Below are 26,923 nucleotides of genomic sequence, written 5' to 3'. Positions count from 1 at the left end.
TTTCTATAGGTCGTTGATCAAAAACGATACGCCGCTATTCAACAGTTAGTTGACAACAAATAGGGTATTCTTCGGCCAGCCTTTCAGACGGGCGGTATTAGCCGCACTTTGATGGTGTGAAGATTTTATGCCGCTTTCGACGAGCGCGGCGCCGCAGACTGTAAGCCACACGATAAAAGTACGACTTTTCAAACCATTAGTACTTTCCACCTAGTCCTACTCTCCACCTAGTAACACTCTATGACTTATAAAGTGATTGGTTTTAACAGACCTTTCAGCTGCAACACTTCGGCGGCCTTGCCAGTAAAAACGGCGGCATTACCAGGTACCGGTGTCGGACCATGTGTATGGCTGGCTAGTTGGACGTTCATCTGCTGGACCAGGTCGAGCAAATCGCAAAGCACCTGCAGCACGTTCACCCCTTCAGATCCGACCCATGTCTTGGGCGCCACCAGCCTTTGGCTGACTTCTGCCACGCTCTTACGTAACCCCTGAATCCTTTCCTCCATATCACCACCGACAGTGACGTTGCACTTCTGCCCTACCACTAGGTTCAAGTCCCGTCCGGTCGCCTGGTGCAGATCGCCCACCGCCGCCAGGCTCGCTGATCCGCCCGACAACAGCTTGAGCGCGCCCAGCGCCTCGATCGTCTTGATCCCACCCACTGACTCAGTTGAATGGTCGTCCACCGTCCTGGTGTGATTCTGGAACGTCTCCGTGTTCCCCATCGCCTCCACTTCCCGCTCGATCGCCTTGTCCAGGATCTTGCCGTCAGTCTGGCGCAGCCAGTTGCCATCGGCGTCCACACGCTGCTGACACGCCTCGCTGTGCTGCCACACCTGGTCACCCTTCGGCACGCTCGGCATGCTCAAGCCGTGGGGCAGGATAGTTTGGATATACGGCTTGTGCGGCAGTCCATAGGCAAAGCACACCACAACTTGGGTGCCCTCCTCCGGGAAGGCATAGATGCCCATTTCCTCGCCGCCGGTGGGTAGGGGCAGCGGTACGCCGGCCAAAATCGGCAGCTTGGGATCTGGCTCGCCGTCCGGCCCCATGACCTCAATGTCGACCGCATAGCGCGGCCGGAAGTCGTCACAGATGCCGGCGCCGGCCGGGGCGTCGGCCACGGCGACAACCCGGGCAAAGCGCGGCAAGTGATAACCGCCGGTGAGTTCGGGAAATTGTCGTTCTACGCTGCGGCGGATTGCGTCGTCCATCGGATGGCCATCTGGTTGTCGATGAGCGCCACACTGGTGATGCGCTCGCCGTGGTTGATCGTTGCACCTGGTCGCAACCCGGGAAGGGCTGCAATCATTGCGCTTTGGTTGCCCTGGTAGTCGTCGAACAGCTCCACCGGCAGCTGCAGCGGCGCACGAACGCCAAAGAAGCTGTCGGCCCAACTGCCCACGAACACCTCCCCATCACCCTGCTGCTGCCAGATGAAGTCGGGGATGTTGAAAACCCGGGCCAGGCTGTCCATGGCTTGATAGCCAGCAGCCAGGCTGTAAAAGAACGGAGCTTTCACGCCGGCGTAGGGCTGATCCGGGACGCGGAACCGCAACCCGGTGTGCTGACCGATCTCAACCAGCACGGCGCGCAGGTCGACGTGGCGAAGATTCAGCGGCAGCGGGTTGGCGAGGATCGCGGCCAGCTCGCGGCAGAACAGCACCTGCTGGCCGCTGCTGGCTGTGGTGGAGCGTTCGACGTAGCCGATGAAGTGGCGCTGCAGCGTGTTGCCGTTGTAGCCGATATCGAGCGTCACCAAGCCCTTGACCGGCGCAGAGGCTTGAATGGTGAATGTCGCCCGCCCAGGGCTCTTGGCATCCAGCCGCACTTCGTTTTTGACCAGGACGTATGGCTGGCCGTTGATAGCCAATTCCTTGTGCAGTTTCATGTCTGCGGGCTCCCGCCCAACCAGGTGTCGACCTTTTTCAGGGTCGCTTCAAATCCTGTCAGTTCCTCCGGGCCACCAGGTGAGTCGCCACCAGCACCGCCGGCACCACCAACCGCTGCGCCCGGGCCAGACTGCGCCGTCACCGCGTTGCCTGATCGCCTGCCCTCGACCTTTTCAGGATTGGACAATTTCTCTGTCAGGGTGAACTGGATCAGCCAGCCACGCAGGTTGTCGTCCTCCCGGGCGCTGACGCCTTCGGTGAATGTCACCTGGCGCATGCCGAACGCGGCGGCGGTATCGTTGACGATGCGGTAGGTCTTGAGCTGGCCACCGCCCTCAGTGGCTTCCACCAGGCGCATCAGGTCGCGCAGTTGCAACTGGTCAACAAATGGAATCATCAGGCTGACCGTCAGGGTTTTGGGCTTAAAGCCCTTGTGGCCCTTGTCGGTGTTGCTGGTTTGCCCTGACAAATCGTCGCTCTCAATGCGCAGATTGCCGGTGACTTTCAGGTTCTTCCCGCGAACCTCTTGCCCGTCAAGTAGCAGCGTCATAGGCCCACCAACTCACGAACGAAGCTCAAGCCCTTTTCAGATCCCACCAGCAGCGCGCCGGCGCACAACACCCATTCATGTCCTGGGGCATCACCAGTCAGCAGGGCCTGGCGCAGCTCAACAGAATTACCTGGGCCAATCAGACGTGCGCGCATGCTGCTATCGGCGTTACTGCCAGCAAGCGAGGCTTTAAGGTCGGCCACCTGCTGGTCACGGCTCCGTTGCTGGGCGGCTTTGCGGGTGGCCAACGCTGATAGGTCAGCCATGGGCGAACGGTCGGCGGCATAACCTTCCAGGACCGCGATCTGCCCGGCCATGGATTGCTGTGCAGCTTTCACCACCGTGCAGCGCTCAAGCGGCAGCGCTTGCCAGCGCGGCAAAGCACCGGCGGCGGGGATCTCCCACTTCTCGGTCTCCAGCTTGGACAGGTGCCGTGCACGGCGCTCAGCCCGAACCAGGTCCGGCATCGGCAACAGCGCGTTGAAGCGCGCCAGACTGTCGGCCAACTGATCAAAACGGGTCGCAAGGAACATCAAGCACAGCGCGAACTGAGGGCCATCCGGCCGGCCGATGTCGCTCACGTCTACCAGTTTGCCGGCCAGCTGCTGCAGCAAGTTCGGTGCAGATAGGAAACGCTGGTAGCCACGGCCCTGGCCAACTCCACTTTGAAATGGCGTCACCACCAAACATGCCGGGGCTTCGCCCGTCTGCTCGGCGAGCGCCGTACGGCCTGCAGCGATCGGCGCCTTGGCAGCCTCCCCCACCGGGCCTGGGCTGGTGGTGGTTTTACCGTTGAGATCGTCCAGCCGCTTGGTGGTGCCCACAAGCTCGTTGCCGGCCAAGCCATGGGCATGTGATAGATCGCCCATCCATTGAGTGGCTTGCTCGGGCCAGCGCATTTTGACCGCGCTCCAGGTCATGCCGGCGGAGCCCATTGAATGGACTTCATCACCTTGAGCTTTTTGCCTTTGAGCGCGGTGGCCAAGTCCTGTTTGAGGTTATCAGCGTGCTGCAGCGCCGACTGCTTGAAGCGCACGAGATCCTGACCAACCTGGTGCAGTTGTGCCGCTGTGTGAGGCCGGAAGCCTTTGACCTGGTCAGCGTCAAAACAGGCGTAGCTGGCGTCCAGGCCACTCAACACCATTCCAGTCAGGTTGATTTGGTCATCCATCTGGCTGTTATATCGGTGCGGCTCACCCAGCGCACTGGACATAAAACCGGACTCGATATGGTTGTTACAGCCAGCGTTGATCTCGTGCAGTTTCTGTTCGTACAGCGCGACCAGAATGGCGCCGATATCGTCTACCCACTCGCCATTCTTCCAAACTTGATCAGGTCCTGGTTTTTTCACGGTGTAGCCGCTGGGGATCGGACCGAGGCCGGTGACGGTCAGAGGCTCGCCCGTGGTGATGCTGTAGACAATCAGGCCGTCGAAATACTCGACCAGGCTCCACTGGCCGCCACTCCAGCAGGCTGCTTTGTTGGCCGGAATCTTCGGCGGTGCCGTTTCTACGCACCCACCTGGAATCAGAAAAACACCTGGCTCCAGGGGCGATTCTTCGGCTTCAGCCAGGCCGACATAGAGGCCCAATTGATTGGTTTGGTAGACCGTTTTAGCGTTCATGTTGGACCTCAGTATTTGATGCAATACACCATGGCAACGTTGACCGGGCGTGCTTCGATACCGCCCGATGCGTCGACTGTGATGTTGTGATTGTGAGCGCCGGCGGATCCGCTGTTTGCCGAAAGCGAGGCACCTACCGAGTAGTGCCCACCGCCCTGGCCGGTGGTGATGTTGAGCGCGATCGGCCAAATGCCGTGACTGTGTGCGCCTTGTACGTCGCTAGACGCGCCGTGCGTGTGGCTTGCGTTCTGACTGCCCTGCAGGGTCCCCAGTCCTCGATTAGCATCGAGTCCGCGACTGTCGTCCCAACCGCGCAAGAATGTGCCGCGAAGGTCTGGCAGATTGAACGTATTAACGCCGTCCCCTGCCCCGTAGCTCGTGCCAATCTGCGCGAACAAAGCCCCGTACGTGATTCGAGACACCGCTGCGCCGTTCGCTTTGAAAAAGCCCGGCGGAGGGGTCGCCATGGCAAACGCCACGATCGATCCTGGAGGCACGATGCTCGAGGGATTGAGGTTGCCGCTGTGCCATAGCTCACGTGTGGGCGTCCAGTTGCCCGCGTTGTTCACTGATCGAATGAGCGCCCGGGGTTCGGGCGTTCCCTGCTGGAGGCCGATCTGACCTGCGTAGGCACTGCTCCCATACGGAATGTTCAGGACGCTGACGTACTGCTCAAAGCTCGTCTGCCCAGTGCCAAAGTAGTGAAACCCACCTGGCAGACCGATGGTATCGATCGAACTTAGCGGCGCGGTGGATGATGCCAAGCCACATTTCCCGGTCTGGATGCCGTCGAGGATTCCGTAGCCGGAGAGGGTCGTAGCCTTATCGGCCTTGGTGCCGGGATCAAAGTTACCGGTGTGCCAGAGTGTCGAGCCGTTCCAGCAAAGCTGACCGCCGACAGTCATTGCCAAATCACCAGAGGTTTTTCCGCCCCAGTGAAAAACCATGCGCGGCGCGTAACTGAAGTCAGTTTTTGCACCTTGCACCAATTGCACTTCCCGGATTTCCAACGCGCCATACTGGTAGGAGCTACCAGGTAAAGGCCCATAGAGCTGTGGGCGCTTGTCAGTATGTCCCAGCGGAACCGCGTTGGTGATGCCATATCCTTCCAGCGTGGAGGGCTTTCCACTGGTGATCTTCGACCAGTCCAACACGGGAATATCTGCAGCTTGGAGATACTCACCACTGACCACCAAGCCTTTGGAGTTGACCGTTACCTTGGTGTATTTCCAGGCGGCGACGATATCCGGCATCGTCAGCCGGATATCAACGTCTGCAGTGCCATCAAAATCCACGCTGCCGGCGCCGGCGCCGCTGATCGATAGCTTTCTCGCGGTTTCCAACTGCTTCGCCTTGCCCACCGGCGTAGTGCCGTTGATCAGCTTTTTGATCGCGTCCTGCAGCGCCAAACGAACGGCGTTAACCGCCTTGGTCGTTGCCAAAATCAAGCTGTCGTTGGTGGTATCGTCGTCGCTGATCGCGTTCGGAAGGTTGCCCAGCCCCACATCGCTTTTGGTCGTCGCACGAGCGCGCAGGTTCTGATAATCACCGTTGCGCGCAGCCAGGTGTTGAATCAGCGGCCCATTGATGGCCTCAACCGTCCGGCGATCGCTCACTGCCGAGGCGGTCAGATCGGCCAGGGGCACGCAGTAGACTTGGACACCGTCAGAGGTCACATAGTCGACTTGGTCCGGCGCGAACACCACTTTCCAAGAGGCCACTACATCGTTCAGCTCCCGACGCAATGAGACCTGCAGCCAGCTCTGAGTGGGAATTTGTGTCGGCACAACTGGCGAGACCTTGGCCAGCTCGATGCGTACACCTTCGATGTACGCCACGCCTGGATTCAGTTGATAGGCAGATCCCACCTTTTCAACTTGAAACGCACTGCCAAAAAAGCAGGCACGGCCAAACACATCCCGGTTACTCAGGCGCTCACGCTCATCAATGCCTTTGAGGCGCACGGTGAAGTCATGCTGCCAGGTACTGGCATCAATGGTGATGCCAGTGAGTGCCTGGGCACCATCAAACACCACCAGGATGTTGCGGGTTACGTTGTTGCCCAGTTGCAGCGGGGGAATGTTCTTGCGCTTCTGCTGCAGCGGCACATAGGCCACGGCCAGCAACACATTCTCGGCAGTTTCCAGGCCGATCCAGTTCCAATCAAAATCCCCGACATCGCTGCCCAGCATCGAGCTGTAAACCACCTGGTTGGGGTTCACATACCCCACGTTTTGCTGGGGAATGGTGTAGCTGTACACGATCTGCGCGGCCGGGGGCTTCGCGGCGGCACGATTGACCGGTGCGTTCGGGTTGAGGTCTGGCACGTTGGCAAACACAAAGCGCACGACTTCGAGGCGTTGTTGCGATCCCATTTTCTGGGCAATCAGGCTTTCACCTGCAAGGGTAATACTGGCTCCCATGAGGGCTCCTACAGGCTGGCGATCAGCGTTTGCTGGTCGTCGTTGAAGTCCACTGCGACGATGCGCAGCGATACAGGGGTGATGGTCACGAAGTCATAGCGCCGGCAGGTGCGGCCGTACTGCTGAATCAACACGCGAAGCAGCTCGGGGTTCTGCGACAGCTGCGAGTCGGAGAGACGCAGCAGCACCACGTCCCAGTCCCGATCGGCCATGCGCTCGTCAATCTCGACATAACCCACGCCCAGGCGCTGCAGGATGCGTTTGAGTCCGGCCGTGCTGCCGGCGTCGACGGCATTGATGAATGCGTATTTCACCCGCAGGCGGTACAGGTTTTCCGGCTCGTCCTTGAAGCGGCTGATATCGCGCTGCCAGGCGAGCAGGTCCAGTACCATCAAGTGACAGGTTTCCGCATCCATCTGCAGCAGCGGCCAGTGCAACCAGCCCTCGACCGTTTCCCACCAGGACTGCGCTGCAGCTTTCAACTTGGCCAGCTGCGGACCATCGAGCCAGAACGGCAAACCGAGCTTGATCATGGCAACACCACCTGCAGGCTGCTGATCCGTGGAATCGTCAGTTCCGACACAATGTCGGCATTGTCGAAGTGCAGCGACTCAATGCCGGCAAACTGCTGGTGAAGTTCTTCGCCCAGGCGGCTGAATGAAAAGCGCGCCTGTGGGTAGGTCAGGGTCGGCTGGTAATCGCCGGTACCGCTCTCGCGAAAGGCTGCCCGGATGAACTGCTCGACCTCGGCCTGCAGCTTGGTGCGCTGCTCGCTGGTCAGCACCGGGCGCGGCCACAGCAGCACACGCAGGGCGTGCTGCGTCTCAGGCATCACCAACACCAACAGATCGTCGCCGTGGCCATGGTTGCCCTGGTCGCGGATATGGGCGTTGATTTGCTCCAGGTAGGTCGCGGCCGGCACGTCGGCCTCAAACAGCACATAGGCATTGGCGCTGCCTGGGCCCCGGGGCGCACCGTGCAGGAAATACACGCCATCGGGGCGCACGCCTGGAAAAGCCGAGATCATGGCGCGATACACCGCATCGGTGTGCCACTGGTTGACCGCCGAGAACTGGTTGCGCACGCGCAAACGCAGTTGATCGTCTGGTTCTGGATCTGCACCTGGTGCAATCAGCCAGCCGTCCGCGTTCACCACCTGGACGATGCCAGCAATGGGCACCGGTAAAATGGCGTAATAACCCGGCGCCAGGTTGTAGCCGCTGCCCACTTCCTGCGCTTGTGCGGGGATCTCCAGCTGCAGCACACCGTCCGCAAAGGTTGCCGCCTGGGTTGTGACCAACTGATAAACATGGCCGTTAATAGCGGCGGACTGAACCTGTATGCCGGCAGGCAGCTGCAGCACGCCGCCGGCGACGTCACGGGTGAATAGCAACATACCCTGGGCCTTGGTCGCGCCCTTGCGCTCCACGTTGACCGCCCAGGCCAGCATATCGAGCCACTTGTCTTGGGCCGTTTTCACAAAGAAGTTGGGCAGGATCGTGCCGCTGATGAAGTTGATCAGCCACAGCACCGGCTTGGTTACCAGGGCGGTGATCACCCGCCAGAAAGGTGAATAGGCACTGGTGTTGCTCATCTTGCTGCCCTGGGCGGCCACTTCCTTTTCCCAAGCCTTGCGCAACCCGTGCTCGGTGATCGGAATGCCAGCGTCTGCGAGCGCCTGTTTAAAATCTACGTCGCTCACAACACCACCTCGATATCGCCGAATTTCAGCGTTTTGGCTGTGACCAGGTACTGGCCGGACCGCACCTGGTTGATCAGCGCCGTCCCGGGCACCAGGCGCTCGTCGGCCTCTACCAGCAGCTCCAGTTGCTGAATGCAGTCGCGCTGACGCAACTTGCTGCGCTCTGCCACCAGCGTGACCAGCAAGCCGCTCTCACGGATCATGTGTGCAATGTCCTGGGCGATGCTGGCCCGGTCCTCGATCAGCAAAGGCTGACGCGAGGGGTCCAGCACCAGGTCGTTTTCCACAATCAGCAGGTCGATGTAATCGCTCATCCGCCCACCGCCATGGCCAACATGCCTTCCAGCTCCAGCGGGTTCATGGTTTTACCGGTGTGAATGTTGACGTTCTCCACATGGGTGCCCTTGTTTTGGGTTTGGTTGTTGTTCTGGATGCTGGACAGCAAGCCGCCCCGGGGCACCGCGTCCGGCCGTTTGGGTGACAGGCTGGTCACTGCACTGTTGATCCGTTCCTGGCTTTGCTCGGCCTTCTCGGTGGGTTTGGGCGCTGTAACCAGGGCGGGCGGCTGCATAGGTTGGGGAACACGCAACTGCGGCCCGATCGGCGCGGGCGTTTTCAAGGCCGGCGCAGCCACCAGTGCCGGTGCCGTACGCGGCGCTTGGGGCGCGGTCAGCGGTTGCGCGACCGGCGCCGGTGTTTTCGGCACCGGTGCCAGCACCAGGGCCGGCGCTTGAGCCTGGGGCTGCAGCGTGTTGAGCGTGGGCATTGCCGGCGTCGCTGCCTTTGGCGGTGCAGCCAGTACCAGCGGCGGTGCCTGGATCGGTGGCTGGGGTGCGCTGACCAACTGCGGCAGCAACGGCGCCTCGACCTGGGGCGCGCTGATTGTCGGCAGATCCGGCGCGGCCGGCATATCACCGAACGCTGCATCGATACTCACACCGGGGATCTTGTTCAGCATCTCGACCAAGCCATTGATCGCGCTTTTGAAGATGTTGACGATGGCGTCCCACGCGGCGCTGGCCATGCTCGACCAGCCGCCCATCGAATCGAACCAGTCCGACAGCGCGGTCAGTTGGCCACTGACCCACTGGAACGCCTCGCTGTTGAGCAGCGCGCTGGTCCACTGGTCCCAATAAATGATCGCCGCCGCGACGGCCGCGACCAGAGCGACAATGCCGATCACGATCCAGGTCACCGGGTTGGCCAGCAACGCGGTGTTGACCAGCCAGATCGCGCCTTGCCACAGCAGCATGGCGCCCTTGACCAGGCCCATCCAGGCGACCATCAGCACCAGGCCGGCGACAAAACCGATCACCATGACGGTGTGATACAGGAACATGGCCACGCTGCGCAGGCCGGCCATGGTCAGGAGTTTCCACACCGTTACCATGCCCAGCCAGACCATTTTCGAGATGCCAACCGTCATGGTAAGCAGGGACATAGCGGCGATGATGCCGAACACCACCAGCACCGTGATGCCGATTGCGCGGGTGATATTGGGGAACAGCTGGGTCCAGCGGGTCAGCGTACTGGCGATGGCCACCAGGCGGTCCATCAGCGGGGCCAGAATCGGGATCAGTGACTGCCCGAAGGCGATACGCAGCGCCTGCACAGCGGCGCCAAACTGCTGCCACGGGTCCACCATGTTTTTGGCCATGCGCTCGGCGTTCTCCAGGCCGCGCACGTTGCCAAGTTGCTCCATGCCGTTTTTCAGGCGGCCGGTGTCGCCCATCAAGGTGGTGATCAACCGCGCCGCTTCGCCACCGAAGGCGTCACGCAGCTTCTTGCCGTTGGCCTCAATAGACAGATCCCCGAACTTACCCTTGAGCTTGTCCAGGATGTCCATCATCGGCAGCAACTTGCCCTGCTGGTCGACAAAGGACATGCCGAGCTTTTCCGAGGCGCCGCTGACATTCTCGAAAAACGACTTATAGAGACCACCGGCCTCCCCGCCGTCCATGGTGCTGCCCAGCGTGCCCAGTACCGCCATTTGCTCGGCCAGGCTCACTCCGGCGGTGCTGGCCAGGCCGCCGGCGGATTTGAAAGCCTCGCCGATCTGCTCGCCACTGGTGCGAAACAGCTGCACCGCGGTGGCCGTCTGCCCCGCCAGATTTTCCACCCACTGGCCCTTGCCCATGGCGTCGGCCTGGCCCTTGAACAGGTTGTACATGGTGCCAACGTAGGTGCCCATGGTGTCCGCATCGGACTTGGTGGCCTTGGCCAACACGGCACTGGCGTTGGTGAAGGTCGCCAGCTGACTGCCCGCAAGGCCTTTGATAGCGCCCTCGATGTGGTACGCCGAGGCGACAAAGTCACGGGCGTTCTCGCCGTAGTTCACCGAAAACTCCAACGACTTGCGATTGAGCGAATCCAAGGCATCTTCCGCAACGTTCAGCGATCGGACCTCGCCCAGCGCCCGGTTCATCTCCAAGGCTGGTTCCAGCGATTCGGAGATGGCCACGCCGGCACCCACCATCCCAGCCAGGCCAACGCCCATTTGGGTGATGTTCTTCTGGCCTTGTTCAGCCAGGTCAGAAAAGCCCATTTTGACCTTGCCCAGCGGGGCGGTGACCTTATCGGTCAGGCTCAAAATGAAGGCCAGCCGGGCGCTTTTGTCAGCCATCTGTGTTTATCCGTTGAGTGCGTGGGCGATGCCGTTGGCAATGGCGATTTCCATCCGGCGCCAATGCTCGTCCTCCAGCCACTTGGCCGTGCCCATCACCTCGGCGGTGGGCTCGGCACCAGGTAGCCAGCGGCTGGCCAGGGCCACCAGTTGGCCAAGGCCGTTTTCGGTCAGTCGTTCGGCGTGGTCGAGGGCTTTTTTACGGTGATTTCAACGTCCGGGCCGTACTCCTCGAGGAGCGCGCCGGCCAGTTGCATGACCAATACCGGGTTGCCCAGCAAGGCCTTGAGCGTGGCGCGATCTTCCTGCTTAACGGTGGTCACCAGCAGGTTGTTGGCCGGCGAAACCTTGTTGGTCTGCGTCACGGCATTGAAGTACTTGGTCACGTCCTGCGGGGTCAGTGCGAAGGTGAATTCCTTGTCGCCGACTTCCAAGGTGATATCGCGTGTATCGGTCATGGTGTTGCTCCGTTGAGGTTGGAAAGTGCTGAATCAGCGCAGGCATACCCTGCGCACGTGGTCCTGCAGGCCCAGGATCATTTGCCGGCTGAGGGCGAGTTGATCTCTGAGGGTGAAATAATCCTGTCGAGCGTCTGCTGTGAGTTCGGCGGTGGCTGCATCAACCACGCGGCCGGCGCCGGCCGCTGGGGTGGCTGGGGCGCTGCAGGTGGCGTTGAGGCGCAACCGGTTAAGGCCAGCGTCAACAGCGCGGCGCAAGCCGTCGTTTTCGATGCGTTCATCGTTAAGTTCCTGGGTACGTTGGAGGTCAATGGCGTCACGCGCGGCCAGCATTTCGCCGCTGATACGCGCCGCCTCTCGCAGGCCGCTGACTTCAAGCAGCGCGGCGTCTCGCTCGCTGCGGGCGGTGTTGCGTTGGCCTTCCAGCAGGTCGAAACCGAACCAGCCCACCAAACACAGCACCAGAATGAAAATGCCGTCGCGCATCACAGCCCCGCCTCGCACAGCGCCGCTTCGGCCAACCGACGCGCGTGCAGGCCAGGGATAAACACCTTTTTGCCCTGGCCGCTGGTGACAAAGGCCCACACCGGCGTTTTGCCGTCTGGCGCCCAGGCCAGCGCCTGGCAGCCGTCTTTTATTCTGCCGGCGTTGATCAGGCCCACGGCGCGACTGGCGCAGGTGCTGGCCGTGCCAAAGTTGTGGCCATGGCTGCTCAGGGCGTCAAAAGTGTTCTGGCCCACATCCTGATTGGTGATGCAGTCGACCAACTGCAGTTGGCCTTTGCTGATCACCAGCTGCTCCACCTCGTTGCAGCGAGCGTCCGACCAGTAATCCCCCACAACCACCGGGTAAGGGCTGGTGTGATGGGTGATGCCCTTGCACACAGTCGGCAGGCCACCGGCCAGCTTGTCCGCATACACGGTGTTCTGGCCGTTGCCTTCCCAGGTGCCTAGGAACAGCACCAACGTGGAGCTGCAAAGCGCGATGGCGCCGGCGGCGATCTTGCCGCGCAGGCTCATGGAAAAACCACGCGCAGCAAGGCTGGGCCCAGCATCTGCAGGATGGCCCACAAGGTGCTGGCCACCGCCAACGCCCAGGTGATTTTGGTGCCGAGGCCGGAAACCACACTTGTCAGCTTCTGCTGGCCCTCGTTCAACTCCTCCAACTGGCCAGACATATGCTCAAAGCGCTGCTCCAGCGTGGTCAGCCGGGTGGGCACGGATTCGTTACGTCGCTCCAGGTCCAGCATGCGGTGATCCAATACGGCAAAGCTTCGCTCCAGATGGCTTAAGCGGACGTTGCTCATGACCGCCCTCCTTTCTCGAAACCGGCTTGGCATGGGGTGCAACGTTTTTTCCCTCCCAGAGCGCGGCGCGCTTCGGGGATCTCGCTATCACAATCCACGCAGTGGGTAAGGCTTGGGCCCGCTGACTCACGCCGGGCCTGGGCCAACTGGGCATTGATAGCCTGGTCCCGCTGACGTTGTTCCAGGGCTTGGGCGCGATCGAACGGGCAGACCATCAGCTAATGCCCTCGATCTCAGTGGCATCCAGGTACGGCACGCCGTTGATACGGATGAAGTCCGGGCTGGTGACCTCGAATGGCACCTTGTGCTTGGTCTTCTCGCCGCCCTTGGGATCGATGCTCAGCAGGCTGGATACCTTCAACTTGCAGCCGAAGGCCTCAATGCGCAGCTCGTCGTCGCCGGCCTTGGCGAAAAACACCGCGTCGAAGGCATCGAGCTTGCGGAAGCTGCCGGCGTTGCGCGCCGCCTCGATCAGCAGATTGAAGTTGGTGGAGTCCAGCTCCAGTTCACCGGCTGCCGCCACATCGCCGTCGACGTAGCCGTCAGGCACGCCCCGGGTTTGCGCAGTCTTGCTGTTGTCGGTGATATCCAGGGTGCAGCTTTCGACATGAACCTGCAGATCGCCCAGGTTCACGTCAAAGTTTTTGCCGCCAATACGTGACATGGGGGTTACTCCGAATCGTCGTTGGAAAGGTCCAGGGCGATGTTCGCCGTGAGGTCTTTCGGGCAGTTGTGGGGCTTGATCTTGATGAACGCCTCGACGGAGGTTTTGCTCTTCCAGACCAGCACGATGTCCCCGTCTTTTGGCGATTCGATCTCGCCCGGGAATACCTCGCCGGCGAACTTCACCGACTTGGCCATGCGGCGCAGCGGAGCCATCAACGCGGTGACGTTTACCGCCATGCTGTTGGGTGTACTGTTCAACCGGCGATCAGCAACGCGGCGGATTAGAAGTGGACGCACCAGGCGCGCGGCCTTGTCCGCCAGTCGCAGATATTCAATGACTTGGTAGTCGCTGGCCGGGGTATCCAGCATGTTGCCGTCGCCCCAATACACGCCGGGGTAATCGGGATAGGTCTGGGAGACGGAGAAGCGTGCTTTGTCCAGTTCAGCGCGGATCGAGGACGGCAACGGGATACCGTCTTTGTCGATAGGCACGGCACCAAGGCCCAGCACCGCACCGGTGGCCACACGCATAGGGCTATCGGCGATGCTCACCGCAGCATTGGCCAGGCGTCCGGCCAGCACGCCCAGGTCATTGCCATGCAATTGAGGGACGACCAGCACCCTGGGCGCGGCCAAGCCGTCCACGATCGCTTTCTGGTCAACCAGGTATTCGGACCAGGCCTGCAGTGGCGTAGGGCTGGACGTGGAGGCCATAACGAAGACGCGGCGCCCGTAGACATTGCCAAGCGCGACAGCGGCGTCGTGCATCGCTGACAATTCAGCGGCCTTGACCACCGGTTGCGTGATGACAACCGCCTCAACAGAGAAACCCTGCTGCTGTGACTGCTCCAGGGCGGTCTTCCAGTCCCCTTCGGCCCCAATCGGCGCCGCCAGGCACGCCCAGCGATCGCCGCCGTTCAGGCGTGCAGCAGTGATCTGGGTTTTCAGGTCACTGGCTGGCAGCCCCAGAGAGGCGTCCAGGTCGCTGTCGGTGTTGAGGGGCATCAATTTGCCGACATTCTTCGGGCCGGGACCGATGAAGAGAAAATAGCGCTCGATCTCAGTCACGGCGCCTTGGCCCAGATTGAGATTGTTAACGCTGACTTTGCCAATTGCCATTCTGTGCCTCGTTAGCGGGGTGAATTAAGGATTTGTTGGAAGACCTGGTTAACCAGCTCGCGCGTTTCGGTCCCGGTCTCCACGCCGAGGAACTGGCGTTTGGGCAGGGTGATATCCCAGCTTTGCGCGCCGGTGGTCTCGGTTCTTTCATCGTTCAAAATGCGGATCAGCAAGCCGGCCTTGGCGTAGTTGACGTGTTCTTGAATCCAAGCCACTGACGGCCTGGCCAGCGCTTTTTTGCCCTTCTGCCGCACGCGAAAGCCCAGCCGTCGCAGGCGTTTTGCCTGTTTTTCGGTGCATGCAATTCCTGGGGGGACTTTGTTCCAGCGGCGCATCTGCGCGGCGGTGCGCCGCTCGCTGACGCCGTTGTGCTGCTGGGAGGCGACCCATCGGGTGAGTGCGTTTTTCCAGCCCAATTCGGCCTCATCGGAACTGACACGCGTGACCTGCAGCAGCTTGGCCAGGCCGGCTTCCATCTTCTTTTTTCCCTTGGCACTGCCCTTGCGTTGCTCAAACGGGCTGCCGTCCAGGTTCTTCTGCTCCCGTACGCGCTTACGGCTCATCGTCCGTACACGCTTGGTCACGTTGTTCAGCAGTCGCCGGCGCAACTGAGGAGGCAGTTCGAGCAACGCCAGCTGCGCGTCAACGTTGAGCAAGCCGCGAATATCCAGATCGAGTGCACTAGCGGCCATCGCTGCCCACCTCGCCCTGCTCGGCTGTCCACAGATCAAATGGGACGAACGCCCAGGTCTTGCCGAACGCCTCGATCTCGCCGCCTGGATCTTCGGCCAGGTATTGGGGCTCAACGAACTCCAGGGACAGGTCGACGTCGAAGCTGTCAGCGTCCAGCGGCTCAATCGCAAACAGCGGCGCCGGCAGTTCGTGGCGGTCCCGATCGGGGTCGTGGGTTTCAAGCCAACTGCCGACCAAGGCCATCAGCCTGCCCGGGTTACCGGTGAATCGCTCCAGGGAGAAAGCAGCGCGATAGCGCATGTCAGCCATGTGAAGGCCATCAAGGTCGGGCTTCCAGATCAGCTCCAGGCTGACCTGTTCGGTCCAGCTGTCGAACTGCTCCGGCTCCACCAGGTTGCGGGCCATCAGGTAGGCGGTCAGCGCCTTCAACTGGATCACTGCAGCGCCGCCGTGATGCGGCCACGGCCCTGCAGTACGCGCACGGCCTGTTGGCTGAATGCCAGGAACGTTTCGACACGCTCAGGGGCTTCCTTGCCGGTGTTCTCCGCGCTCTCGCGACGATTGACGGTGGCGAACTGCGGCAGTGAGTGGGCTTTGGCGCGGCAGTAAACCGCACGCTTGTAGAGCGTGATTTTATGAGCGTAGGCCCATGCCGCAGGGGTGCCCGCACCCGCCGCTGCCGTCAGGCTCGATACGCCAGCGCCCTGCAGGGTAGCTTTCACGCGGGCCAGGTCGGTGTTCACCTCAACCATGGCGCTTTTCAGTGTGTCGACCAGCAGCTCTACCAGGTACTCCGCCGGCAGGCGTTGTTCCTTCTGGAATTCGGACACAGAGAGGTCTGGCCAAAAGCCGTCGTTCTCGATCGTCTGTTCCACAAAGGTGGTGGTTTTCCCGGAAAAGCTCATTGCTGGCCGCTCAAATAGGGCGGGGAGCCTGTTTTCAGTGGGACGGTCCATAAATGGGCGGCTCACTTCCACAGGTCCCCGCTGGGGGGGTAGTCGGTTATTCGGTAGCCGGGTTAGCGGCCGCTTGTTTTTCCAAGGCCCTGCGGACCTTTTTGATGCGGGTGTCGTTGCCGGCTTTCGGGTACAGCTCGGTGGAACGCTCCAAATGCTTGAGCGCGGTCTCCCACTGCTCAGCCTCCATAGCGCGCATGCCGATCAACTTGTGGTAGTTGCTCGGGATCTGCTCAGGCAGGTCCCATTCGCCGTCAACGCGGGGCAACAGGTCGGATAGGTAGGGCTCAGGGCTGCGGCCCGCGTTGTATTCGTCATAGGCCCAGTCGGCGATCGCATCAGCAACAAAGGTCTGGATGTCACGGCGCTTGAACCGCTCCGGCATCTTCTGGCCCTGCTCCATCAGGAAGTCGGCCAGCTCCAGTGCGTCTTCGAACTGGGTCGTGTCGAACAGCCACACCATCACCTGCACCGCAACGCGATTGGGGAAGTTCAGACCCGACTCGCAGTAGCGCTGGACGTATTCCTGGTACTTGGGCAGCAGCTCGTCGCGCTTGAGCAACTGGCGTCCTGCCAAAGCTCCTTTCATCGCGCTCAGGCGCTCCAGATCCTGATCCAACGCGGCTTCCTGCAGTAGCAAGTGTTTGCGCGCATTGGCGGGGCTACTCAGGGCTTCCGCCGGCGAGTAAGGCAGAGCTGCGGAGACGGCAGCCGCCACAACGGCGGCGCCCCCCAGCGCGATGGTGCGGCGCTTATGCGCTAGGGCCAGACTCACGCGACCAGCTCCACGTTTTCGGTCATGGCGAACTTTTCCAGCTGCTCGATCACATAACCTTCATTGCGGCTGTTGAAGTCCTCGACGCGGGAGCGCTTCGGATTGTCGATGGTCTGCTTACGCCAGCTGGAGTCCTGGAAGTAGATCGAAAGGTTGTCCCAGCTGGTAACGACCACACCGTTGACCGGGAAGAACGGCACGCTGAAGCTCGGCAAACCGCCATAGGTGGCGATCACTTGGGCTTCTTCGATGCGCTCTTTTTCGGTCGGGGTGTCACCCTGCTTCGAATACAGCTTGGCCTTGTCAGCAGCCAGCAGGTCGGTGCCGATGATCGCGATCAGGTCGCCTGCATCGCGCAGACGCTCGTCCACCAGTTGTTTGGTGTCGTGCACCAGGGCATCAAGGTTGGCATAGTCGCCACCGACGCCGAGGGTGACCTTACCAGCAGCTTTGCCTTCCTTGAGGACCTGGGCCGGGATCTGCTCGCGAGCCTGTTGCAGCCAACCTTTGTTGACGTCTTGCAGCATCGGATACTGGGCAATATCGGTTTGCACTGCAGCGTGGGTGCCGTGGAAGCCAACCATAATGCGGTCCAGCGCGATCTGCTTTTGCACAGCAGCTGAATAGCGCTGATGGAAGTCCGGGAACTTGGCCCAGGCGTCGATCTTGGCGTACGGCAAGCCCACATCGGATTCAGTGGAAGACAACTCGTAGGTGGACTGATCCAGCGACGACGCGTCCTTGGCTTCGCGATCGGTGGTCTTGGTGTTGGTGCGGCCAGTGACCGGACCGGAAACGCCGATGAACACCTTCTGACCCTTGATCTCGGTCACCGGAATGACGTTGATACGGCCCAAGAAGTCGGACTTGGCCGTGATGGCGTCGTTCAGCTCCTGGGCAATGGTCGGATCGACGCTGAACATCTTGGTAGCCAGGTCGACGCCATAGCTTTCCGCGATGGCGACCTGCAGTTCTGCGAACATTTGGGCGCCAAAGGCGCTCAGGGAGTAGGCCATGTTAGAGCACCCGCTTTTTGACGGTGGTTACCGGACCGGGATTGCGCGGCAACTGGCGACCGGTTGAGTTGTTCTGCAGCGCGCTGAACTGCTTCTGCAGCGCATCCAGCTTGGCAAGTACGGACTGATTGCCCTTGCGGCGAAATTCCCGCTCTTCCTCGGCGGTGGCAACGATGTCGTCCACGGCCGTGCTGACGTCATCGATCAGGTCTTGATCGGGCTCAGGCGCATCGGCGGCTGCAGGCTCAATGACGGCTTGAAGGCCGGCAGCGACAACCAGCAGCTGCGCAACCAGGGCTGTCAAAGCCGTTGCTGTAGCTTCATCCATTGGGGGTTTGCTCTCTGTTTGGGGTGGAGTGGTTTCGGCGGGCAGCACACCGGTGGCGAAACGCTTGAAGAAGCCGGTCAGGGCCTCGATCAGTCCGGTTTCGGCGGTGTTTGGGCTGTCGTCCTGCAGGCGGCCGAGCTCGACCGACGCGGCGTAGTAGGAGGCGCGGTTGTTCTTGTGGGAGAAGTAGAGTTCCTGGGTGCCCACGCTGGCCGGCTGGTCGGTAACGCCTAAACCGGTCAGGTACGCTTTGCCCTTGCCACGGAAGTCCGGGGTGATTTCGATGCTGCTGAACAGCTTCTGGCCTTGGTCATTCAGATACAGCAGGCGGTCGTTGGGCTTCAATTGCGCTTCCAACGCCACTTCGCCGGGTTCCAGGTCTTCAGCTTCTTCCACAAGACGCACCGCGTAGACGGTGCCGTGGGAGCCTGGCCAACGTTCGTGGTCGCACCAGATCACAGCCGTGTAGAAGGACGGTTTGTAGGTTTCAGCGATATCGCGCAGTTCCTGGGGAAGGATTACGCGCCCATCAACGGTGGCTCCGCTGGTGGCGACACGTTTCCAGAACGAAACAAGGGAACGGGGCATGGATTTGACTGCGCTCAATCACTGAATGAGCCGCCAAGATAGGGAGCCGCGGAGCCTCAAACAAACGGTTCAAATGCGCGTTTCTCCTATATTCGCGATATAGGCGGATCACGGAATTTAACCCCGCGTTTCCAGCGTTTTCGCCGCATAGACTGCGGCCCATGTACTACTCGACCGAAGTTAAAGAAGCCGCCAAACGTCTGTTTCTGCGCCGCTGTAAGGCCAAGGAAATTCAGGTGCAGCTCAACCTGCCCAACATCCGGATCGTCTACTACTGGATCCGCCAGGGCGGGTGGGAAGACATGCTGTCGGACGAAGAGCCGCTGACTGCCGTCGGCCGGCGGATCACCCTCCTCCTGGACAAGGTTGGCAGCCTGTCCAAAGACGACCTCAACGAACTGGACCGACTGACCATCGTTCGCGAACGCCTGCTGAAACAAGCGGCCAAGCCCGCACCGGTGGCGGCATCGAACGGCGACGACATGGGCGAGCCCCAGGAACCGCGCAGGCGGCCGCGCGGCGAACGCTCCAGCCGTGGCGAGGGTGGCGACAGGAAAAAGGAAAAGAAGGCCAAGAACGACATCAGCGGTCTGACCGAAGTCGACTTCCTAGATAAGTTCATCAGCAAGATGTACCGCTATCAGCAGGAGCTGTTCGCAGCCAAGCAAAACCCGCTGACGAGCCGGATCCGCAACATTCTCAAAAGCCGCCAGGTAGGCCTGACCTACTACTTCGCCGGCGAAGCATTCATGGACGCGGTGTTGACTGGTGACAACCAGGTATTCCTTTCGGCCAGCCGCTCGCAGTCAGAGATTTTCCGCAGCTACATCATCCAGTTTGCCAAACAGTGGTTCGATATCGAGCTGACCGGCAACCCGATCACGCTCAGCAACGGCGCCGAGCTGCGCTTCCTGTCGACCAACAGCAGCACCGCCCAGGGCTACCACGGCCATGTGTACGTGGACGAGTACTTCTGGATCCGCGACTTCGAAAAGCTCAGCACCGTGGCCAGCGCCATGGGTACCCACAAGAAGTGGCGCAAAACATACTTCTCGACGCCCAGCGCAGTGTCGCACCAGGCATATCCGTTCTGGTCGGGGGAGGAATTCCGCAACAGCAAGCGCGGCAAGAAAGCCGGCGGCACCTGGCCCACCGAGGCGTCCTACACGCAGGGCGCGCTGTGCCCAGATGGTCAATGGCGCAAGACCATCACCATTCAGGACGCGATCGATGGCGGGTGCGATCTGTTCGACCTGGAGCAGCTGCAGCTGGAGTACGACGAAGACAAATTCCAGCAGCTGTTTTACTGCAAGTTCATCGACAGCAGCCAAAGCGCGTTCGGTCTCAAGGATCTGGAGCGGTGCTATTCCGACCTGTCGTTGTGGGAGGACTACGACCCGGAGCTGGATCGACCTTTCGGCAACAGTCCGGTGTGGCTTGGCTACGATCCGAGCCGCACCCGCGACGACGCCACATGCGTGGTGGTTGCCCCGCCGCTGGAACCCGGGGCGAAATTCCGCATCCTGGAAAAGCACAGCTGGCGGGGACATTCGTTCAACTACCAGGCCACCCAGGTCAAAAAGCTGACCGAGCGTTTCAACGTCCAACACATCGGTATCGACATCACCGGCGTGGGTTATGGCGTGTTCGACCTGGTGCGCGACTTCTACCCGAAAGCAACGCCGATCCATTACAGCCTTGAGACCAAGAACCTGTTGGTAATCAAGGCGCAGGACACGATCCAGGGCAGCCGCATCGAATGGGACGCCGGCTGGACCGACATCGCCCAGGCGTTCCTGACCATCAAGCGCGGCACCACTACCAGCGGCCAAGTGACCTACAGCGCTTCGCGTACCGACGCCACCGGCCATGCCGATATCGCCTGGTCGATCATGCACGCCCTGTTCAATGAACCCCTCAACACCAACAAGCGGCGCCGTAGCCGCTACGTCACGAGCGGAACCAATGCCCAAGCCACGACACAAAAAGCCCCAAACCAGCCAACAGGCGCGACAGCCGCAGCCCATGCGGGCGTTCACCTTCGGGGAACCCGAACAGGTGCTGTCCGGCAACATCGGCGAGTACCTGGGGGTGTTTCTCAGCGACGACGGCGAGATCTACAAACCGCCAGTGTCGCGGGCGGGCCTGGCCAAGCTGCTTCGCGCCAACGCGCACCACGGTGCCATCCCCAAGTTCAAGCGCAACCTGCTGCTGCGTGAATTCATCCCGTCCGAAGGCTGCAGCACGCAGACCATGGGGCGGGCCAGCCTGGACTACATGGTGTTCGGGGAGGCGTATTTCTACCGCGATACCAACGCCTTCGGTGAGGTGCTGGAGATGCAGCACCTGCCGGCCATCAACATGCGGGTGAAGGTCGACGGCGGGTTCAGGATGCTGCTGCCCGATAGCAAATTCATGGACTTCGAACAGGAAGAAATTGAACACGTTCTGGACTATGACGTGGAACAGAACATTTACGGCGTGCCCGACTACTTGGGCGGCCTGCAGGCGCTGTTGCTCAACGAGGCCGCAACACTGTTCCGCCGGCGCTACTACAGCAACGGCGCGCACGCGGGATACATCTTCTACACCAACGACCCGGACTTGACCGAGGAAGACGAAGAGAACCTGCGCGCGCAGATCAGCGCGAGCAAGGGCGTGGGCAACTTCCGCTCGATGTTCGTGAACATCCCCAACGGCAAAGAAAACGCGATCCAGATCATCCCTGTGGGGGACTTCCAGGCCAAGGACGAACTGGAGAAGGTGAAGAACATCACTCGTAACGACGTGATCGCTGCCTGGCGAATGAACCCTGCCCTGGCCGGGATCATCCCGGAAAACAGCGGGGGTTTCGGGGATATCGAGAAGATCGATCGCGTGTACACCAGCAACGAGATCAGGCCGATTTGCCAGCTGTTCAACCAGTTGAACGACACGCTGCGACGCGACAGGAAAATATCGTGGCAAGAAACCAAAACACCAGTTGATAACACTAGGCAAACGTCTTAAAGCAGCTATTGCCACTACAAATTATGGCAAAATAGTGGCTATTGGCTGCCCTGGGGAGGGACACAATGAGAGTTGTATGCAAATGCGGGAACAAGGGCCGGATTGCTTCACGCGAAGAACTATCGCGGGATTTTGCCAAACTCTATTGCCAGTGCCTCGACGCAACGTGCGGGCACACATGGGTAGCGAATCTGACGTTTTCACACACGCTCAGCCCTTCCGCTCAATCCTACGAAAGAATGCTGTTTGATCGTTTGAGGGATATGCCCAGAGCGAAACAACGGGAGTTATTCGATCAGTTGGGCGCGGCATGATCGGGGCGGAAGCGCCAGCCCTAGGGGCCAGCGCCTAGGGATAGAAGCGATCTGGTTAGGTGGTTGGTTTGTCGAGGTGAGAAGCGTTGGGAATTTCCAAAAGTAGTTCTGACATACGCCTCACATGATTCTGGTCTTCTACAGGCATACGTCGGTAAAGCTTGATCAACCGTAGCTCCGTCGAAGTAAGCGCGTGCCAATCAAGTGCATCAGATTTTGTGTAATTGCCTTCAAATTTTGCTCGATCCAACATGCGTACGACTCCATTGGTGCATGAATGAGTCGACGTTATCGGGCGGACCTCCGCCGAGACACAGAGGTGAATGCAACCAATGTTAACAATTCGTTACAGCTCAATCGTGGCTGCGAGACTCCATGACAGCCATCGCTTCCAGCATCCGACGAATCATTTTTTGGTCGTCTTCAGGAATGTTTCGGTACTGATCGATTATTTGAGCTTCTACTCCACTCAAATCCGATATCTGTTTTTGGCCGGTAAGTACAAAACTAATGTCTATACCAAGGCCTGCAACCGCCATGAGGTAAGCCGTATCAGGGTTCCGAGCCCCGCGTTCATAGCTGCCCTGGGTGTTTCGATTTACGCCGCCGGCCAGTGCTAAATCTTCCTGACTTAGACCTAACCTAACCCGCTCATCGCGCAAGCGGTCCCCTGGGGAGCGATCGCTCTCAGGACTGACTGAACAATTTTTCAAGCTATCCCTCTGTACAAGATCAAATTAGCGTGCATAATCACCACCTATGAACACGAAACAACTCATATCAACAGGAGTGAACGCACTATGCACGCGCCAGTTACACCGGAGCAAGCCCGCGCGGCGCTTGATCGAAAGGGGATGAGCATTGCGGAATTCAGCCGTATCCATAGCCTGAACAAAAATTTGGTTAGCGACCTTTTAAACGGGCGTCGAAAAGGTCGCCGTGGGGAGGCACATCGCGCCGCCGTGTTGCTGGGCATCAAAGACGGCGTGATTGCACAGTAATGGCCAGCGTACTGAGGGAACAGCAGAAAATGAAAAGTCGGGTTCTAAAAACACGTAGGGAAGTGGTCAGCGCAATCATCTGCGACTACTCAGGTGGCCGCGAATGTGCCGCAGCCCGGATCGGTCTGCCGCTCAAGAAATTCGACAATCACGCATATGAAAACAATAACTGCCGCCCTTTGACCGATGCGCAGATTTTCCAGCTGGAGCAAGTCACCGGCACTCAGCATCTGCCCAACTACGTTGCAGCAATGTACGGCGGCATGTTCGTTCCAGTCGCCCATCCAGAGAGCCTGGATAACGTCGAGATGTATACGCGTGCCATGCAGAGTTCAGCCAAGCAGGGAACGGTCGACCAGATCATTGCCCAGGCGCTTGAAGACGCAGTGATCACTGACGAAGAAGCCGAGCTGATCCGCAACGCCCACACCTTACACATGGCAGCTCGCACCGCCGAAGTATTCGCCGCAATCGACCTCTACCGCGTCAAATCGGGGAAAGCCAAATGAACGATGCCTCCACGGACCTGGATTATCGCAGCACCATTCGGGCCGCTGCGCTTACCTTCCTGGAACGCCACCAGGGCGAACACCTGGGCGATCAGGGCCAATTCATTGAGCGAACAGTCAACCACCTGGTGGAAAGCTTCCAGGCTGACAAGTCCATGGCACTGCGCCTTACTTGTGAGGCCCTCGGCGAGCTTGCTGAAATCAATGCTCGACAGCGCGTCGACCTCCACGCCAGCGAATCCCATGCGGTGGTCATAACTGACCCCGTGCGAGGCTGCGCCTGGTCAGTTCCCGTCTACCTGATTTACGAACACCTGATATCTGCCGGCCGCGCCACCCGCGTTTAAAACCCCTTTACCGATTCCCGCCCCACACCCCGTGGGTTTGGGTGAGCTATGCCCGAATTCGAGGTTCAACGATGGTAAACGATGTAATTGTTACCACCCAACTGCCGCCAGACGAGGCCGAAGCGTTACTGGCTGCGCTGCGTGAACAGTATCGCTTGAGCCTCAATGAATATTGGTACGACGACCAGTTCCGCCTCGTTGCAGACGGTCTGCGCCACGGCGCAATCCTCGCCCACGTCCCGGTAATGGCAGCACAAAAACGCCTGATGGCCGCGCTCTCTCACAGCTTAAAAGCAGCGAAATAATGTCAATGATGAATGAAGATATCCGCACACAACTACTTCAGCGGCTGGAAGATGACTTCGGCCTGAAGCTACGTTTAGGCACGAATTACATGCGTGGCGGGGTTTGCCCTGCCTGCAACAAGAAAGAGCTGTATGCCCGCCACGACAAGCCCTGGCAGATCCGCTGCGGCCGGCCGGAGCGCTGCGGCCATATCGAGCACGTCAAAGAAATCTATGAGGACCTGTTTGAGGACTGGAGCAAGCGCGCGCCGGCTACTGACAACGATCCGACCGTAACCGCACGTGCTTACTTGGAATTTGCTCGGGGCTTGAACGCCGGAGCCATGACCGGTTGGTTCACCCAAGAGAACTACGTCAACCACGAAACGAGAGAGTCTAGTGCCACGATTCGATTCCCCCTGCCGAACGGTGGCTACTGGGAACGCCTGATCGATCGCCCTTCCCGCTTCGGCAAGATGAAAGCCCGTTTTAAGCCCCAATATAGCGCCCAGGGTGAGTTGTGGTGCCCGCCGAGCGTGGACCTGGCCAAGGTGAAAGAGCTGTGGATTGTCGAGGGCATCTTCGACGCCACCGCCCTGGTGCAAAACGACGTCGACGCGGTGTCGGCCATGTCGAGTGTGAACTTCCCAGTAGAAGCGCTGAAACGTCTGGTCGAACAGCGCCCGGGCAACTTGCCCACGTTGGTATGGGCCCTGGACAACGAGCCAACTGCTCGCGGCTACTTGCTGCGCTGGGTCAAACAAGCACGTGAAATGGGCTTCACCTGTAAGGCGGCGCTGATTCCCCAGCGGGATAAAAAAGTCGACTGGAACGACCTGCACCAGCGCTGGCAGTTCGAAGAAGAAGGTAAAGCGCGCAATGACAAGCGCAAGCGTGACCTGGATGCCGCGCGCCATGAGGGTGACATGCTGTTGGCTCCCTCGCCGAAAGAAAAGGCGCTGCTGATGTACACCTGGGAGGAAGGTTTCCCAGAGTTCGCTTTTGACTTCAGCAACCAAACCTACTGGGCCAAGTTCGATTTGTCGAAGCTCGAGGAAGAACAAAAGGCACTGGCAACCAGCGAAGACCACGAAGATCAACAGCTCAACGACAAGGCTGCACGCCGCAAGGTGCTGCAGAACGTCTGCAGCTTGAAGCTCTTGGCCAACTGCCGTTTTGAAGCGCTGTACAAGCAGGTGAACGACGTCACCAACGAGGCGTGGTTTTACTTCCAGGTGCTGGGGATCCACGACGACCATGGCGAGAATTACACGTTCACGCCGAAGCAAATCTCCTCAAGCAGCGAGTTTAAGACCCGCTTGATGTATTCGGGCGCGACCTGGCTGGGCACTCAGAAGCACCTGGACCAGATCATTATCCGTCAAACCGAACGCCTGAAAACCGTCGAGACCATCGACTTCCTGGGCTACAGCCGCGATCACAAGGCGTACATCTTCAACGACATCGCCATCCACGGCGGGTCTATTTACAAGGCCAACGACGAGGACTATTTCGAGTTCGGAAAGCAGCGGGTCAAATGCCTGATGAAGTCGGTAAAAATAAAAATGGCCTTGGACAGTAAGGGTTATCGCGAAGACTGGCTGCCGAACCTATGGACTGTCTTTGGCGAGAATGGCGTTCTCGCCCTCACCTATTGGTTTGGCTCGCTGTTTGCCGAACAGATCCGGGCCGAACATGAGAGCTTTCCATTCCTGGAAATGTCGGGTGAGCCCGATTCGGGCAAAACCACGCTGATCAAGTTCATCTGGAAGCTCTTCGGGCGGACCTACGAGGGTTTCGATCCGGCCAAAAGTTCTTTCTCAGGCTTGAGCCGAGCAATGGGCCAGGTGGCCAACCTGCCATTGGTGCTTCTTGAGGCTGACCGAAACACGAACGAGGACAATACCAAGGCCTTCGAGTGGGACCAGTTCAAGGACTTCTATGGCGGCGGCACCCTGCGCACCCGGGGCGTCAAGTCCAACAGCAACGATACCTACGAACCGCCTTTTCGCGCGTCCATCGTAATTGCTCAGAACGCCATCGTTACCGGCCACGAAGCGATCATCAGCCGTATCGTCCGCTTGCCGTTTCTCAAACCAGTGATCACCGATAAAAGCCGTAAGGCTGCTGATGCAATCGTTCAGACAGAACTGGAGCACGTCAGCCACTTCATGGTGAAGGCAATGCGCGCCGAGCCACTGGTGCTCAAGCGCTTCGCGGAACTGTATCCCCAATACCGCGCCGAGCTTTGGGCCACCCGTAACCTGGCATCCGATCGGGTCATCAAGAACCATAGCATGATGCTGGCCCTGCTGGACTGCCTGCAACTGGTCATCGCTATCCCGGACCACATGGTCCAGGCCTGCCGCAAATACCTTCTGAAAGCGGCCAACGAGCGACAGGCGGCGATCAGCACCGATCCGAAGGAAGTGAACGAGTTCTGGCAGGTGTTTGATTATCTGGAATCGCTGCCCTCGGCCCCGATGGTCAACCACAGCAAAAAGCCAGGCTTGATCGCCATCAATCTTAACCAGTTCGCCGAGGTCGCCCTGGAGCACCGCCAGCGCATTCCGGACCTAGCTGTGCTGCGCCGACTGCTCAAAGACTGCCGTGCTCACCAGTGCCTGGATACTCAGAAACGAGTGGAGAGTGCGATACGAGCGCGTCAGCAGGATATGGCTCCGACGGCTCACATCCCGTCGACCATGCGCTGCTTCGTCTTTCGGGAGTGACCGCC

General features: G+C 59.8%; 33 protein-coding genes. 8 read left to right on the top strand and 25 right to left on the bottom strand.

Features of this window, described 5'->3' with window-relative positions; all coding sequences use genetic code 11:
* Nucleotides 1-245 precede the first annotated feature (245 nt).
* The 24 genes from RHM60_RS18050 to RHM60_RS17935 form a co-directional block, all read right to left on the bottom strand.
* On the bottom strand, nt 246-1,217 hold the full coding sequence (locus RHM60_RS18050) for a hypothetical protein (RefSeq protein WP_322212398.1): 972 nt from the start codon (nt 1,215-1,217) through the stop codon (nt 246-248).
* Nucleotides 1,190-1,894 carry a hypothetical protein gene (locus tag RHM60_RS18045; protein ID WP_186751374.1) on the bottom strand — a complete coding sequence of 235 codons (705 nt, stop codon included), beginning with the start codon at nt 1,892-1,894 and terminating at the stop codon, nt 1,190-1,192. Before RHM60_RS18045 ends, RHM60_RS18050 begins: the two co-directional genes overlap by 28 nt.
* Nucleotides 1,891-2,445, bottom strand: coding sequence for a DNA-binding protein (locus RHM60_RS18040; RefSeq protein WP_322212397.1), 555 nt, complete (start codon nt 2,443-2,445; stop codon nt 1,891-1,893). Before RHM60_RS18040 ends, RHM60_RS18045 begins: the two co-directional genes overlap by 4 nt.
* Nucleotides 2,442-3,380 carry a hypothetical protein gene (locus tag RHM60_RS18035; RefSeq protein WP_322212396.1) on the bottom strand — a complete coding sequence of 313 codons (939 nt, stop codon included), beginning with the start codon at nt 3,378-3,380 and terminating at the stop codon, nt 2,442-2,444. Before RHM60_RS18035 ends, RHM60_RS18040 begins: the two co-directional genes overlap by 4 nt.
* The gene (locus RHM60_RS18030; RefSeq protein WP_322212395.1) at nt 3,362-4,069 is read right to left on the bottom strand and encodes a hypothetical protein; all 708 of its coding nucleotides are present in this window, start codon (nt 4,067-4,069) and stop codon (nt 3,362-3,364) included. The genes RHM60_RS18035 and RHM60_RS18030 overlap by 19 nt, the downstream gene beginning before the upstream one ends.
* A gap of 8 nt (nt 4,070-4,077) precedes the next feature.
* Nucleotides 4,078-6,492 (bottom strand): phage tail protein, encoded by a 2,415-nt coding sequence (locus RHM60_RS18025; RefSeq protein WP_322212394.1) that lies wholly within the window; start codon nt 6,490-6,492, stop codon nt 4,078-4,080.
* An 8-nt stretch (nt 6,493-6,500) separates the two neighbouring features.
* A complete protein-coding gene (locus tag RHM60_RS18020; RefSeq protein WP_322212393.1) occupies nt 6,501-7,025 on the bottom strand; it encodes a phage tail protein in 525 nt (174 codons plus the stop codon).
* The gene (locus tag RHM60_RS18015; RefSeq protein ID WP_322212392.1) at nt 7,022-8,194 is read right to left on the bottom strand and encodes a baseplate J/gp47 family protein; all 1,173 of its coding nucleotides are present in this window, start codon (nt 8,192-8,194) and stop codon (nt 7,022-7,024) included. Before RHM60_RS18015 ends, RHM60_RS18020 begins: the two co-directional genes overlap by 4 nt.
* Complete coding sequence (locus RHM60_RS18010) at nt 8,191-8,508, bottom strand: DUF2590 family protein (RefSeq protein WP_003235256.1); 318 nt, start codon at nt 8,506-8,508, stop codon at nt 8,191-8,193. The genes RHM60_RS18015 and RHM60_RS18010 overlap by 4 nt, the downstream gene beginning before the upstream one ends.
* The gene (locus RHM60_RS18005; RefSeq protein ID WP_322212391.1) at nt 8,505-10,817 is read right to left on the bottom strand and encodes a phage tail tape measure protein; all 2,313 of its coding nucleotides are present in this window, start codon (nt 10,815-10,817) and stop codon (nt 8,505-8,507) included. Before RHM60_RS18005 ends, RHM60_RS18010 begins: the two co-directional genes overlap by 4 nt.
* A gap of 6 nt (nt 10,818-10,823) precedes the next feature.
* Nucleotides 10,824-10,967 (bottom strand): DUF6890 family protein, encoded by a 144-nt coding sequence (locus RHM60_RS18000; protein ID WP_032872601.1) that lies wholly within the window; start codon nt 10,965-10,967, stop codon nt 10,824-10,826.
* A 20-nt stretch (nt 10,968-10,987) separates the two neighbouring features.
* Nucleotides 10,988-11,275: a putative phage tail assembly chaperone gene (locus RHM60_RS17995; protein WP_186751381.1), complete on the bottom strand. Its 288-nt coding sequence runs from the start codon at nt 11,273-11,275 to the stop codon at nt 10,988-10,990.
* 33 nt (nt 11,276-11,308) lie between these two features.
* Entirely contained in the window at nt 11,309-11,761 is a 453-nt protein-coding gene (locus tag RHM60_RS17990; RefSeq protein WP_322212390.1) for a lysis system i-spanin subunit Rz, read from the bottom strand.
* Entirely contained in the window at nt 11,761-12,294 is a 534-nt protein-coding gene (locus RHM60_RS17985) for a lysozyme (protein ID WP_322212389.1), read from the bottom strand. The genes RHM60_RS17990 and RHM60_RS17985 overlap by 1 nt, the downstream gene beginning before the upstream one ends.
* On the bottom strand, nt 12,291-12,581 hold the full coding sequence (locus RHM60_RS17980) for a hypothetical protein (protein WP_186751384.1): 291 nt from the start codon (nt 12,579-12,581) through the stop codon (nt 12,291-12,293). Before RHM60_RS17980 ends, RHM60_RS17985 begins: the two co-directional genes overlap by 4 nt.
* Nucleotides 12,578-12,796, bottom strand: coding sequence for a TraR/DksA C4-type zinc finger protein (locus RHM60_RS17975; RefSeq protein WP_186751385.1), 219 nt, complete (start codon nt 12,794-12,796; stop codon nt 12,578-12,580). The genes RHM60_RS17980 and RHM60_RS17975 overlap by 4 nt, the downstream gene beginning before the upstream one ends.
* Nucleotides 12,796-13,245 (bottom strand): phage protein, encoded by a 450-nt coding sequence (locus RHM60_RS17970; protein WP_003235237.1) that lies wholly within the window; start codon nt 13,243-13,245, stop codon nt 12,796-12,798. Before RHM60_RS17970 ends, RHM60_RS17975 begins: the two co-directional genes overlap by 1 nt.
* A 5-nt stretch (nt 13,246-13,250) precedes the next feature.
* Entirely contained in the window at nt 13,251-14,366 is a 1,116-nt protein-coding gene (locus RHM60_RS17965) for a DUF2586 domain-containing protein (protein WP_322212387.1), read from the bottom strand.
* An 11-nt stretch (nt 14,367-14,377) separates the two neighbouring features.
* Nucleotides 14,378-15,058: a virion morphogenesis protein gene (locus tag RHM60_RS17960; RefSeq protein WP_322212386.1), complete on the bottom strand. Its 681-nt coding sequence runs from the start codon at nt 15,056-15,058 to the stop codon at nt 14,378-14,380.
* Nucleotides 15,048-15,497, bottom strand: coding sequence for a phage tail protein (locus RHM60_RS17955; RefSeq protein ID WP_209983838.1), 450 nt, complete (start codon nt 15,495-15,497; stop codon nt 15,048-15,050). The genes RHM60_RS17960 and RHM60_RS17955 overlap by 11 nt, the downstream gene beginning before the upstream one ends.
* Entirely contained in the window at nt 15,494-15,964 is a 471-nt protein-coding gene (locus RHM60_RS17950; RefSeq protein WP_231421631.1) for a head completion/stabilization protein, read from the bottom strand. The genes RHM60_RS17955 and RHM60_RS17950 overlap by 4 nt, the downstream gene beginning before the upstream one ends.
* A 97-nt stretch (nt 15,965-16,061) precedes the next feature.
* Nucleotides 16,062-16,790: a phage terminase small subunit gene (gene gpM / locus RHM60_RS17945; protein ID WP_322212385.1), complete on the bottom strand. Its 729-nt coding sequence runs from the start codon at nt 16,788-16,790 to the stop codon at nt 16,062-16,064.
* Nucleotides 16,787-17,806, bottom strand: a complete 1,020-nt coding sequence (locus RHM60_RS17940) for a phage major capsid protein, P2 family (protein ID WP_322212383.1) — start codon at nt 17,804-17,806, stop codon at nt 16,787-16,789. Before RHM60_RS17940 ends, gpM begins: the two co-directional genes overlap by 4 nt.
* A gap of 1 nt (nt 17,807) precedes the next feature.
* Entirely contained in the window at nt 17,808-18,722 is a 915-nt protein-coding gene (locus tag RHM60_RS17935; RefSeq protein ID WP_322212381.1) for a GPO family capsid scaffolding protein, read from the bottom strand.
* Between the two features lie 161 nt (nt 18,723-18,883).
* Here RHM60_RS17935 and RHM60_RS17930 point away from each other — a divergent pair, with 161 nt between their 5' ends.
* The 3 genes from RHM60_RS17930 (at nt 18,884) to RHM60_RS17920 (ending at nt 22,045) form a co-directional block, all read left to right on the top strand.
* Complete coding sequence (locus RHM60_RS17930; RefSeq protein ID WP_322212379.1) at nt 18,884-20,941, top strand: terminase large subunit domain-containing protein; 2,058 nt, start codon at nt 18,884-18,886, stop codon at nt 20,939-20,941.
* A complete protein-coding gene (locus tag RHM60_RS17925) occupies nt 20,853-21,731 on the top strand; it encodes a phage portal protein (RefSeq protein WP_322214639.1) in 879 nt (292 codons plus the stop codon). The genes RHM60_RS17930 and RHM60_RS17925 overlap by 89 nt, the downstream gene beginning before the upstream one ends.
* Nucleotides 21,732-21,796: 65 nt before the next feature.
* Entirely contained in the window at nt 21,797-22,045 is a 249-nt protein-coding gene (locus tag RHM60_RS17920) for an ogr/Delta-like zinc finger family protein (RefSeq protein WP_071483122.1), read from the top strand.
* A 353-nt stretch (nt 22,046-22,398) separates the two neighbouring features.
* Here the strand turns inward: RHM60_RS17920 and RHM60_RS17915 are convergent, their stop codons facing one another.
* Nucleotides 22,399-22,707, bottom strand: coding sequence for a helix-turn-helix transcriptional regulator (locus RHM60_RS17915; RefSeq protein ID WP_322212378.1), 309 nt, complete (start codon nt 22,705-22,707; stop codon nt 22,399-22,401).
* A 138-nt stretch (nt 22,708-22,845) separates the two neighbouring features.
* On the opposite strand from RHM60_RS17915, the gene RHM60_RS17910 reads away from it, so the two are divergent.
* The 5 genes from RHM60_RS17910 (at nt 22,846) to RHM60_RS17890 (ending at nt 26,918) form a co-directional block, all read left to right on the top strand.
* A complete protein-coding gene (locus RHM60_RS17910) occupies nt 22,846-23,046 on the top strand; it encodes a DNA-binding protein (protein ID WP_322212377.1) in 201 nt (66 codons plus the stop codon).
* Nucleotides 23,047-23,075: 29 nt separating this feature from the next.
* A complete protein-coding gene (locus RHM60_RS17905) occupies nt 23,076-23,555 on the top strand; it encodes a YmfL family putative regulatory protein (protein ID WP_322214638.1) in 480 nt (159 codons plus the stop codon).
* Nucleotides 23,552-23,902, top strand: a complete 351-nt coding sequence (locus RHM60_RS17900; RefSeq protein ID WP_322212375.1) for a hypothetical protein — start codon at nt 23,552-23,554, stop codon at nt 23,900-23,902. Before RHM60_RS17905 ends, RHM60_RS17900 begins: the two co-directional genes overlap by 4 nt.
* A 71-nt stretch (nt 23,903-23,973) precedes the next feature.
* Entirely contained in the window at nt 23,974-24,207 is a 234-nt protein-coding gene (locus RHM60_RS17895) for a hypothetical protein (protein ID WP_322212374.1), read from the top strand.
* On the top strand, nt 24,207-26,918 hold the full coding sequence (locus RHM60_RS17890) for a toprim domain-containing protein (RefSeq protein ID WP_322212373.1): 2,712 nt from the start codon (nt 24,207-24,209) through the stop codon (nt 26,916-26,918). Before RHM60_RS17895 ends, RHM60_RS17890 begins: the two co-directional genes overlap by 1 nt.
* Nucleotides 26,919-26,923: the final 5 nt, after the last annotated feature.

The organism is Pseudomonas sp. MH9.3 (assembly GCF_034354675.1).
In the GTDB taxonomy this organism is placed as follows: domain Bacteria; phylum Pseudomonadota; class Gammaproteobacteria; order Pseudomonadales; family Pseudomonadaceae; genus Aquipseudomonas.
The sequence above is the reverse complement of the archived record's forward strand: the minus strand, read 5'-3'. Positions and strand labels throughout refer to the sequence as shown.

Excerpts from the sequence above, each read along its gene's own strand:
- RHM60_RS18050 (WP_322212398.1), bottom strand. The coding sequence starts at position 1,217 with ATGGACGACGCAATCCGCCGCAGCGTAGAACGACAATTTCCCGAACTC.
- RHM60_RS18045 (WP_186751374.1), bottom strand. The coding sequence starts at position 1,894 with ATGAAACTGCACAAGGAATTGGCTATCAACGGCCAGCCATACGTCCTG.
- RHM60_RS18040 (WP_322212397.1), bottom strand. The coding sequence starts at position 2,445 with ATGACGCTGCTACTTGACGGGCAAGAGGTTCGCGGGAAGAACCTGAAA.
- RHM60_RS18035 (WP_322212396.1), bottom strand. The coding sequence starts at position 3,380 with ATGGGCTCCGCCGGCATGACCTGGAGCGCGGTCAAAATGCGCTGGCCC.
- RHM60_RS18030 (WP_322212395.1), bottom strand. The coding sequence starts at position 4,069 with ATGAACGCTAAAACGGTCTACCAAACCAATCAATTGGGCCTCTATGTC.
- RHM60_RS18025 (WP_322212394.1), bottom strand. The coding sequence starts at position 6,492 with ATGGGAGCCAGTATTACCCTTGCAGGTGAAAGCCTGATTGCCCAGAAA.
- RHM60_RS18020 (WP_322212393.1), bottom strand. The coding sequence starts at position 7,025 with ATGATCAAGCTCGGTTTGCCGTTCTGGCTCGATGGTCCGCAGCTGGCC.
- RHM60_RS18010 (WP_003235256.1), bottom strand. The coding sequence starts at position 8,508 with ATGAGCGATTACATCGACCTGCTGATTGTGGAAAACGACCTGGTGCTG.
- RHM60_RS18005 (WP_322212391.1), bottom strand. The coding sequence starts at position 10,817 with ATGGCTGACAAAAGCGCCCGGCTGGCCTTCATTTTGAGCCTGACCGAT.
- RHM60_RS17995 (WP_186751381.1), bottom strand. The coding sequence starts at position 11,275 with ATGACCGATACACGCGATATCACCTTGGAAGTCGGCGACAAGGAATTC.
- RHM60_RS17990 (WP_322212390.1), bottom strand. The coding sequence starts at position 11,761 with ATGCGCGACGGCATTTTCATTCTGGTGCTGTGTTTGGTGGGCTGGTTC.
- RHM60_RS17985 (WP_322212389.1), bottom strand. The coding sequence starts at position 12,294 with ATGAGCCTGCGCGGCAAGATCGCCGCCGGCGCCATCGCGCTTTGCAGC.
- RHM60_RS17980 (WP_186751384.1), bottom strand. The coding sequence starts at position 12,581 with ATGAGCAACGTCCGCTTAAGCCATCTGGAGCGAAGCTTTGCCGTATTG.
- RHM60_RS17975 (WP_186751385.1), bottom strand. The coding sequence starts at position 12,796 with ATGGTCTGCCCGTTCGATCGCGCCCAAGCCCTGGAACAACGTCAGCGG.
- RHM60_RS17970 (WP_003235237.1), bottom strand. The coding sequence starts at position 13,245 with ATGTCACGTATTGGCGGCAAAAACTTTGACGTGAACCTGGGCGATCTG.
- RHM60_RS17965 (WP_322212387.1), bottom strand. The coding sequence starts at position 14,366 with ATGGCAATTGGCAAAGTCAGCGTTAACAATCTCAATCTGGGCCAAGGC.
- RHM60_RS17960 (WP_322212386.1), bottom strand. The coding sequence starts at position 15,058 with ATGGCCGCTAGTGCACTCGATCTGGATATTCGCGGCTTGCTCAACGTT.
- RHM60_RS17950 (WP_231421631.1), bottom strand. The coding sequence starts at position 15,964 with ATGAGCTTTTCCGGGAAAACCACCACCTTTGTGGAACAGACGATCGAG.
- RHM60_RS17940 (WP_322212383.1), bottom strand. The coding sequence starts at position 17,806 with ATGGCCTACTCCCTGAGCGCCTTTGGCGCCCAAATGTTCGCAGAACTG.
- RHM60_RS17935 (WP_322212381.1), bottom strand. The coding sequence starts at position 18,722 with ATGCCCCGTTCCCTTGTTTCGTTCTGGAAACGTGTCGCCACCAGCGGA.
- RHM60_RS17930 (WP_322212379.1), top strand. The coding sequence starts at position 18,884 with ATGTACTACTCGACCGAAGTTAAAGAAGCCGCCAAACGTCTGTTTCTG.
- RHM60_RS17920 (WP_071483122.1), top strand. The coding sequence starts at position 21,797 with ATGAGAGTTGTATGCAAATGCGGGAACAAGGGCCGGATTGCTTCACGC.
- RHM60_RS17910 (WP_322212377.1), top strand. The coding sequence starts at position 22,846 with ATGCACGCGCCAGTTACACCGGAGCAAGCCCGCGCGGCGCTTGATCGA.
- RHM60_RS17905 (WP_322214638.1), top strand. The coding sequence starts at position 23,076 with ATGAAAAGTCGGGTTCTAAAAACACGTAGGGAAGTGGTCAGCGCAATC.
- RHM60_RS17900 (WP_322212375.1), top strand. The coding sequence starts at position 23,552 with ATGAACGATGCCTCCACGGACCTGGATTATCGCAGCACCATTCGGGCC.
- RHM60_RS17895 (WP_322212374.1), top strand. The coding sequence starts at position 23,974 with ATGGTAAACGATGTAATTGTTACCACCCAACTGCCGCCAGACGAGGCC.
- RHM60_RS17890 (WP_322212373.1), top strand. The coding sequence starts at position 24,207 with ATGTCAATGATGAATGAAGATATCCGCACACAACTACTTCAGCGGCTG.